General features: G+C 65.4%; 9 protein-coding genes. 5 read left to right on the top strand and 4 right to left on the bottom strand.

Annotation, left to right across the window (positions count from 1 at the left end; translation table 11 throughout):
* The 3 genes from hisG to AC2VOU_RS00105 all read left to right on the top strand — a co-directional run.
* The coding region (gene hisG / locus AC2VOU_RS00115; RefSeq protein ID WP_486955519.1) for an ATP phosphoribosyltransferase at nucleotides 1-763 on the top strand (763 nt) is incomplete at its 5' end.
* 82 nt (nucleotides 764-845) lie between these two features.
* A complete protein-coding gene (locus AC2VOU_RS00110; protein WP_486955518.1) occupies nucleotides 846-1325 on the top strand; it encodes a DUF4126 domain-containing protein in 480 nt (159 codons plus the stop codon).
* Complete coding sequence (locus AC2VOU_RS00105; protein ID WP_486955516.1) at nucleotides 1322-2704, top strand: FAD-containing oxidoreductase; 1383 nt, start codon at nucleotides 1322-1324, stop codon at nucleotides 2702-2704. The genes AC2VOU_RS00110 and AC2VOU_RS00105 overlap by 4 nt, the downstream gene beginning before the upstream one ends.
* Nucleotides 2705-2710: 6 nt before the next feature.
* Here AC2VOU_RS00105 and AC2VOU_RS00100 read toward each other — a convergent pair whose 3' ends face one another.
* Nucleotides 2711-3595: a RecB family exonuclease gene (locus AC2VOU_RS00100; RefSeq protein WP_486955515.1), complete on the bottom strand. Its 885-nt coding sequence runs from the start codon at nucleotides 3593-3595 to the stop codon at nucleotides 2711-2713.
* A 74-nt stretch (nucleotides 3596-3669) separates the two neighbouring features.
* Here AC2VOU_RS00100 and AC2VOU_RS00095 point away from each other — a divergent pair, with 74 nt between their 5' ends.
* Complete coding sequence (locus tag AC2VOU_RS00095) at nucleotides 3670-4554, top strand: tRNA (adenine-N1)-methyltransferase (RefSeq protein WP_486955514.1); 885 nt, start codon at nucleotides 3670-3672, stop codon at nucleotides 4552-4554.
* Here AC2VOU_RS00095 and AC2VOU_RS00090 read toward each other — a convergent pair.
* Genes AC2VOU_RS00090 through AC2VOU_RS00080 form a run of 3 tightly spaced genes read right to left on the bottom strand, consistent with a single transcriptional unit; the run spans nucleotide 4513 to nucleotide 5869 of the window.
* Nucleotides 4513-4806 carry a DUF503 domain-containing protein gene (locus AC2VOU_RS00090; protein WP_486955513.1) on the bottom strand — a complete coding sequence of 98 codons (294 nt, stop codon included), beginning with the start codon at nucleotides 4804-4806 and terminating at the stop codon, nucleotides 4513-4515. The genes AC2VOU_RS00095 and AC2VOU_RS00090 overlap by 42 nt on opposite strands.
* Before the next feature lie 6 nt (nucleotides 4807-4812).
* On the bottom strand, nucleotides 4813-5352 hold the full coding sequence (gene lppK, locus AC2VOU_RS00085; protein WP_486955512.1) for a lipoprotein LppK: 540 nt from the start codon (nucleotides 5350-5352) through the stop codon (nucleotides 4813-4815).
* A gap of 10 nt (nucleotides 5353-5362) precedes the next feature.
* Nucleotides 5363-5869: an MTB12 family secreted protein gene (locus tag AC2VOU_RS00080; protein WP_486955511.1), complete on the bottom strand. Its 507-nt coding sequence runs from the start codon at nucleotides 5867-5869 to the stop codon at nucleotides 5363-5365.
* 146 nt (nucleotides 5870-6015) lie between these two features.
* Here AC2VOU_RS00080 and arc point away from each other — a divergent pair.
* Nucleotides 6016-7828: proteasome ATPase (gene arc, locus AC2VOU_RS00075; RefSeq protein WP_486955510.1), on the top strand; the 1813-nt coding region annotated here is incomplete at its 3' end.

Here is a 7828-nt window from a genome sequence, read left to right as displayed (position 1 = left end):
GACGGTCATCGACCCGCACAACAACGTCGAGTTCTTCTTCCTCCGCCCCAAAGACATTGCCATCTACGTCGGCTCGGGCGAGCTCGACTTCGGCATCACCGGAAGGGATTTGGCGCGCGAATCTCGCGCACCCGTGCGTGAACGACTTGCATTGGGCTTCGGCTCGTCCACCTTCCGCTACGCCGCGCCGGCCGGGCGTAATTGGACGATCGACGACCTGGCCGGCCGGCGTATCGCCACCGCCTACCCGAACATCGTGCGCGAAGACCTGGCGGCCCGCGGTATCGAGGCGACCGTCATCCGGCTGGACGGCGCCGTGGAGATCTCGGTGCAGCTCGGGGTGGCCGACGCGATCGCCGACGTGGTGGGCTCGGGCCGCACGCTGAATCTGCACGATCTGGTCGCCTTCGGCGAAGCACTCTGCGATTCAGAGGCTGTCCTCATCGAGCAGGTCGACCCCGACGCCGCCGACGGCGGGCCGGACGCTACCACCCGCAGCCAACTCGTGGCCCGCGTCCAGGGCGTGGTGTTCGGTCAGCAGTATCTGATGCTGGACTATGACTGTCCGCGTGCGGTTCTCGACTCCGCCACGGCTGTAACGCCCGGTTTGGAGTCACCCACGATCGCGCCGCTGGCCGATCCCGAGTGGGTGGCGGTGCGTGCCCTGGTGCCGCGACGGGACGTCAACGCGATCATGGACGAGTTGGCGGCGATCGGTGCGAAAGCGATCCTGGCATCGGACGTCCGGTTCTGCCGGTTCTGATCATGCATGCGCCTGTGTTGTCGGCGTTGCTGTGTTAGCGTCCGCCCAGAGCCGGGATTTCCAGCAGTAGAGGAGAGTCGCAATGACCCATTTCTATGTTCTGCTGCTTGCTCTCGGAATCGGTGTGATCGCCGGTTTGCGAACCTTCACCGCACCGGCCGTCGTGTCGTGGGCGGCGGTGCTGCACTGGATCAACCTCAACAACACCTGGGCATCCTGGATCGGCAGCTTGATCACCGCGCTCATCTTCAGCGTGCTGGCGGTCGGTGAGCTGTTTCTCGACAAGCAATCCAAGACGCCGGCTCGCACGACACCGCCGCCGTTCATCGGCCGGATCATCTCGGGTGGGTTCGCTGGGGCTGTCGTCGGCACCGTGTGGGCGTTCACCTACAGCGCGCTCGGCGCCGGCGTTGTGGGTGCCGTCGTTGGAACGATGGTCGGCTACCAGGCCCGGGCCCGGCTGTCCGGCTCCTTGAGCCGTGACTTGCCGGCCGCTCTGATCGAGGACATCGTCGCAGTCGGTGGCGGATTCGCGCTCGCCGCTGTGATCGCTGCTCTGTGACAACGCGTTTCGACGCGGTCATTGTCGGCGCCGGGCAGGCCGGCCCCCCGTTGGCCGGTCGCCTGACCGCGGCCGGCCAGCGGGTGGCGATGGTGGAGCGCAAGCTGTTCGGCGGTACCTGCGTCAACACCGGATGCATCCCGACCAAGACGTTGGTGGCCAGCGCGTATGCCGCGCAGCTTGCCCGTCGCGGCTCCGACTACGGTGTCAGCACTGGGCCGGTGAGCGTCGACATGTCAAAAGTCAAGGCGCGCAAGGACGGCATCGTCCTTGATGATCGCAATGGTGTCGAAGGCTGGCTGGACGGCATGGACGGCTGCACGGTGTTTCGCGGCCACGCCCGATTCGAAGATCCGCACATGCTGCGGGTCGGGGACGACATGTTGCGCGGTGACCGGATTTTCCTCAACGTCGGCGGCCGTGCCGTGGTGCCTGACATTCCCGGACTGGCCGGCGTCGACTACCTCACCAACGTGTCGATCCTCGAACTCGACACGCTCCCTGAACATCTGGTGATTGTCGGCGGCAGCTACATCGCGCTGGAATTCGCCCAGATGTACCGCCGCTTCGGCGCCCGGGTGACCGTGGTCGAGAAGGGTTCCCGACTGGCGTCCCGCGAAGACGACGATGTCTCCACGGCCATCCGCGAGATCCTGGAAAACGAAGGCGTGCAAATTGTTGTCGACGCCAGTGAAATCCGGATGGCCAAGTGCGACAGCGGGTTCAAATTGACACCTGGACCCGGTGCGGCAGCGATACCGGGCAGCCACCTGCTGCTGGCGGTGGGGCGGCGCCCCAACACCGACGACCTCGGCCTCGATCGGGCCGGTGTCCACGCCGATGGCCGCGGTTACATCACCGTCAACGATCAACTGCGAACCAGTGTCGATCACATCTGGGCGTTGGGTGACTGCAACGGCAAGGGCGCATTCACCCACACTTCCTACAACGACTTCGAAATCGTCGCGGCCAACCTGCTCGACCCGGATTCCCAAGCGACCCCGCGGCTTGTGAGCGACCGGATCCCCACCTACGCGCTCTACATCGACCCGCCGCTGGGCCGTGCCGGGATGACGGTCGAGCAGGTACGTGCCTCCGGCCGCCCCGCGCTGGTCGGTCGGTGGCCGATGACCGGGGTGGGTCGCGCAGTGGAAAAGGGTGAGACGCAGGGCTTTATGACGATCGTCGTCGACGCCGAGACCAAGCAGATCCTCGGGGCGGCTATCCTGGGGGTGGGTGGCGACGAGGCCATCCACGGCATCCTCGACATGATGTCGGCCAAAGTGCCGTACACCACGCTGGCCCGCACGACGCACATTCACCCGACGGTGAGTGAGCTGATACCGACCATGCTGCAGGAGATGTCGCCGCTGCAGTAGTCGGACTCAGGCCGCCGGTTCGGCACCCTGCTGCAGGACGGCGTCGGTGTCACCGTCGTCGGTGACGTCCGGCCAGCCCGGGTACGGCGGCGGTGTGCCGCCGAATGCTGGACAATGCGAGTGATGCGCGCACCAGTCGCACAACCGCGACGGCCGCGGCCTGAAATCGCCGGTGGCACCAGCGGATTGAATGGCATGCCACATCGCCATCAGCGTCTTCTCGAAGCGCAGTAGCTCGGCTTCGTCGGGGGAGTAGTCCAGCAACTGGCCATCGGACAGATAGATCAGCCGCAGTCGCGTCGGCAACACGCCACGCGAGCGCAGCAATGCGACCGCATAAAACTTCATCTGGAACATGGCCTTGAACTCGGCGAGCGCCCGCGCTTGTGGTGGCGCCTTTCCGGTCTTGTAGTCCACCACCCGCAGCTCGCCGGTGGGGGCGACGTCGATACGGTCGATGATCCCGCGCAGCAAGGTGCCGTCGGACAGCTCTACCTCGATGCGCTGCTCGCAGCTCTGCGGGTCGAACCGGGTCGGGTCTTCCAGGCGGTAATAGCCGGACAGCAACTTGCGGGCTTCGTCGAGCAGATCGGTCTGCTGCCCGGCGTCGAACTGCCCGGTGAGCTCGGGCTCGGCGGCGATCACCTGCTCCCACGCCGGGCCGACCAGCGTGTCGACGACCTGTGGACCGCGTTGCGCCGCGGGCAGCCCGTAGAGCTGCTCTAATGCCGCGTGCACGACCGAACCGCGCACCTGCGCGGTGGACGGTGGTTCGGGTAGCCGGTCGATGGCCCGAAAGCGGTAGAGCAGCGGGCACTGCTTGAAGTCGGCCGCCCGCGACGGTGACAGGGCCGGCCGCCGTCTGGCCGATGAGCCCGGTTGGTCGGTCATACCGGCAGCGTAGAAGCCAGGTCGGACAACCCCGAGCACCTCGGGCGGCGCGTCTGCTGGCAGGCTTGGCGGCTGTGCGCGCAACTGGCCCGTTCGTCATCGGTGATCGAGTTCAGCTCACCGACGCCAAAGGCCGCCACTACACGATGGTGCTCAGTGCGGGCAGCGAGTTCCACACCCATCGCGGCGCGATCAGGCATGACGCGGTGATCGGACTGCCGGAGGGCAGCGTGGTCAAGTCGGCCAACGGCGACCAGTTCCTGGTGCTGCGTCCGCTGCTGGTCGACTACGTGCTGTCGATGCCGCGCGGCGCGCAGGTGGTCTACCCGAAGGACGCCGCGCAGATCGTGCACGAGGGAGACATCTTCCCCGGCGCGCGGGTACTGGAGGCCGGGGCCGGCTCCGGGGCGCTGAGCTGTTCGCTGCTGCGCGCCGTCGGACCGGAAGGCGAGGTGATCTCCTACGACGTCCGCGCCGACCACGCCGAGCACGCGCGCCGAAACGTGCAAACCTTTTTCGGCGGTCTCCCGGACAACTGGAAGCTGGTGATCGGCGATGTCGTCGACGCCGACCTGCCCGACGGCTCGATCGACCGCGCGGTGCTGGACATGCTCGCGCCGTGGGACGTGCTCGACCGGGTGTCGCGGGCGTTGGTGGCGGGCGGCGTGCTGATGCTCTACGTCGCGACCGCGACCCAGCTTTCAAAGGCGGTCGAAGCGCTACGCGCCCAACAGTGTTGGACGGAGCCCCGCGCCTGGGAGACGATGCAGCGCGGCTGGAATGTCGTCGGGTTGGCGGTGCGGCCGCAACACAACATGCGCGGGCACACAGCGTTCCTGGTGTTTGCGCGCAAGCTGGCTCCGGGTGCCGTCACGCCTACACCGATGCGCCGAAAGCAGCGCCCTACCGGACCCGGCTCAGTCGTCGCTGCGGACCAAGTTCCGTCGGACCGAGAGTAATTCAACTTCCGGGTGCGCGGCCACCAGTCGCTCGGCGGCGTCGAGAACAGCGACGGCATGTTGCCGATCGCCCGACACCAATGCCACGCCGATCCCGGCCCGACGACGTAGATCCTGCGTTCCGGTTTCGGCGGCTGACACGTTGAATTTCCGTTGCAACTCTGCCACTACCGGACGCACTGCCGACCGCTTCTGTTTCAGCGAGTGCACGTCGCCGAGCAGCAGGTCGAACTCGAGCCATCCGATCCACACGTCGGTTCAGCGACCCGGTGGCGTCGGTGATCCGGAGGTATCGGCGCGGAAAGCCAGCAGCACATCGGCGGTTCGGGCAGCGAGTTGCCAACCGCCTTGGTAGGGCTTGAATTCCATTGGGAACGCGAAGTGCGGACCTTTCGGATTGCCTGAACTGACGTCGACGTTCGCTACGACGTCGGCAGGGTCGCGGTCGGACCAATTGACGTCGTGGACAACAAATTTCGTCGGTGCGAAGCCGCCGTTGATCAACGCATTGACGAATTGATCGAACACACCGGCATTTTCCGGCGAGGCGCCCTCGACCAGATTTACTTTTTGAGGGCCTGGCACCGACGGATCAGCCAGCCGAGACAGCACACCTGCCAGTGCCTGAGGCGGCGGCAAGGGGGCGGCCTGAGGGGCCGGTGCCGGACCCGTCGACGCCGAAGTCGACGGTTGTTCGCCGGCGGGCGACGCGTCGTCCTCATCGCGGGAACACCCCGCAAGCGCGAACAGCGCCGCCATCGCGGCGGTGCTCAAGACTGCGGCCAGGCTCCGGCGCATGCAGCGGCCGTCAGCGCGAACGCACAGCCGAGATCAGCGTCATCGCCGAGTCGTGTGACAACTTCCAGCCGCCTTGATCGACAAAACGTAGATACTCCGGTGTCGGGGCCAGATGCGGTCCCGAGGCAGTGATGGTGGCCGTGGCGGCACCGGGGCCCGACGGCGTGATGTTGGTGATGTCGAAGGTCAGCGGAAGGCTGCCCTTGGAGGCGGCCTTCTGTAGCTCATGGTCGGCCAGGGAGACCGGGACGGGGATGCCGCCCTCGATGAGGTTGCCCTTCTGGGCGAACGACACGCTCGGGTCCTGCAGGGTGTTGAGAAGGACCGCCAACTGGCCGGCGGTGGGAACGTCGACCCCGACTGGCACCGCCGGGTCCTGCGGTAGCGGCACGCCGAAAACGACCGGTTGAACGCGGGGCGACACCGGGGCCACAGCTGCAATACAGGTCACACCCGCCGCGGCAGCACCGATGGCGACCGTCGCCGCCACGCCTGTGGCTAGGGTTTTCACGGTCACGATGGTCCCTCTCGGTAAAGCCGACTAAACATGATGTTAACGCTGTTGCCAGTGTGCCTCATTTCGACTTCCCGCATGAAACGGAAATCGCCGGTAGCGTTGAGGTATCCACCGCACACCGTCCCGGGGTGGGAAAGGAGCGCACCATGGGTGAATTCGACCGTGAGCCGTTCGGTAGCCCCCGCGAAGCCGACTTTTCAAACGAGGACGCCGCCGAGTTGGAAGAGCTCCGTCGGGAGGCCTCGATTCTGCGCGAGCAGTTGGACAATGCCGCTGGATCCCAAGGCGCCGGGCGCAGCCCGCGCGAGATCCACCAGCTGGAAGCGCGCATCGATTCGTTGGCGTCGCGCAACTCCAAGTTGATGGAGACCCTCAAAGAAGCCCGCCAGCAGCTATTGGCGCTGCGCGAAGAGGTCGACCGGCTCGGCCAGCCGCCCAGTGGCTACGGCGTGCTGCTCTCGACTCACGAGGACGACACCATCGACGTGTTCACCTCGGGACGCAAGATGCGGCTGACGTGCTCGCCCAACATCGACGTGCGGGTGTTGCGCAAAGGACAGACAGTTCGCCTCAACGAGGCTCTCACCGTCGTCGAGGCCGGCACCTATGAATCGGTCGGGGAGATTTCGACGCTGCGTGAGCTGCTGGCGGATGGGCACCGGGCGCTTGTGGTCGGCCACGCTGACGAAGAGCGCATCGTGTGGCTGGCCGAGCCGCTGGTGGCCGAGGACCTTCCAGAAGGCCACCCCGACGCGCTCAACGACGACACCCGGCCGCGCCGGCTGCGTCCCGGCGACTCGCTACTGGTGGACACCAAGGCCGGCTACGCGTTCGAGCGCATCCCCAAGGCTGAGGTCGAGGACCTGGTGCTCGAAGAGGTGCCCGACGTCACCTACAACGACATCGGCGGCCTGGGCCGACAGATCGAACAGATTCGCGACGCCGTCGAGTTGCCCTTCCTGCACAAGGATCTCTACCGCGAATATGCGTTGCGCCCGCCCAAGGGTGTGCTGCTTTACGGCCCGCCCGGGTGCGGAAAGACGTTGATCGCCAAGGCTGTTGCCAACTCGCTGGCCAAAAAGATGGCCGAGGTTCGCGGCGAAGACGCCCGCGAGGCAAAGTCATACTTCCTCAACATCAAGGGCCCGGAACTGCTGAACAAGTTCGTCGGCGAGACCGAGCGTCACATCCGGCTGATCTTCCAGCGGGCTCGCGAGAAGGCATCCGAGGGCACGCCGGTGATCGTGTTCTTCGACGAGATGGACTCGATCTTCCGGACCCGCGGCACTGGCGTCTCCTCCGATGTGGAGACCACGGTCGTTCCTCAGCTGCTCAGCGAGATCGATGGTGTCGAAGGTCTGGAGAATGTCATCGTGATCGGCGCCTCCAATCGCGAGGACATGATCGATCCGGCGATCCTGCGGCCCGGCAGACTTGATGTGAAGATCAAGATCGAGCGTCCGGATGCCGAGTCGGCGCAGGACATCTTCTCGAAGTACCTTGTCGAGACTCTGCCGGTGCATGCCGACGACCTGGCCGAATTCGGCGGTGATCGTGGTGCGTGTATCAAAGCGATGATCGAGAAGGTCGTCGACCGGATGTATGCCGAGATCGACGACAACAGGTTCTTGGAAGTCACCTACGCCAACGGTGACAAAGAGGTCATGTATTTCAAGGACTTCAACTCTGGTGCGATGATTCAGAACGTCGTCGACCGGGCGAAGAAGAACGCGATCAAGTCGGTCCTGGAAAGCGGTCAGTCGGGTTTGCGGATCCAGCACCTGCTCGACTCGATCGTCGACGAATTCGCCGAGAACGAGGACCTGCCCAACACCACTAATCCCGATGACTGGGCGCGGATCTCGGGTAAGAAGGGCGAACGGATCGTCTACATCCGCACGCTGGTCACCGGCAAGAGTTCGAGCGCGTCACGGGCGATCGACACCGAATCGAACCTGG

It is taken from the genome of Mycobacterium sp. TH-M25, from assembly GCF_057473665.1.
This window is presented reverse-complemented; position numbering and strand designations above follow the sequence as displayed.

What these genes read in the sequence shown, in the direction of transcription:
- AC2VOU_RS00110 (WP_486955518.1), top strand. Translation starts at nt 846, where the DNA reads ATGACCCATTTCTATGTTCTGCTGCTTGCTCTCGGAATCGGTGTGATC.
- AC2VOU_RS00100 (WP_486955515.1), bottom strand. Translation starts at nt 3,595, where the DNA reads ATGACCGACCAACCGGGCTCATCGGCCAGACGGCGGCCGGCCCTGTCA.
- lppK (WP_486955512.1), bottom strand. Translation starts at nt 5,352, where the DNA reads ATGCGCCGGAGCCTGGCCGCAGTCTTGAGCACCGCCGCGATGGCGGCG.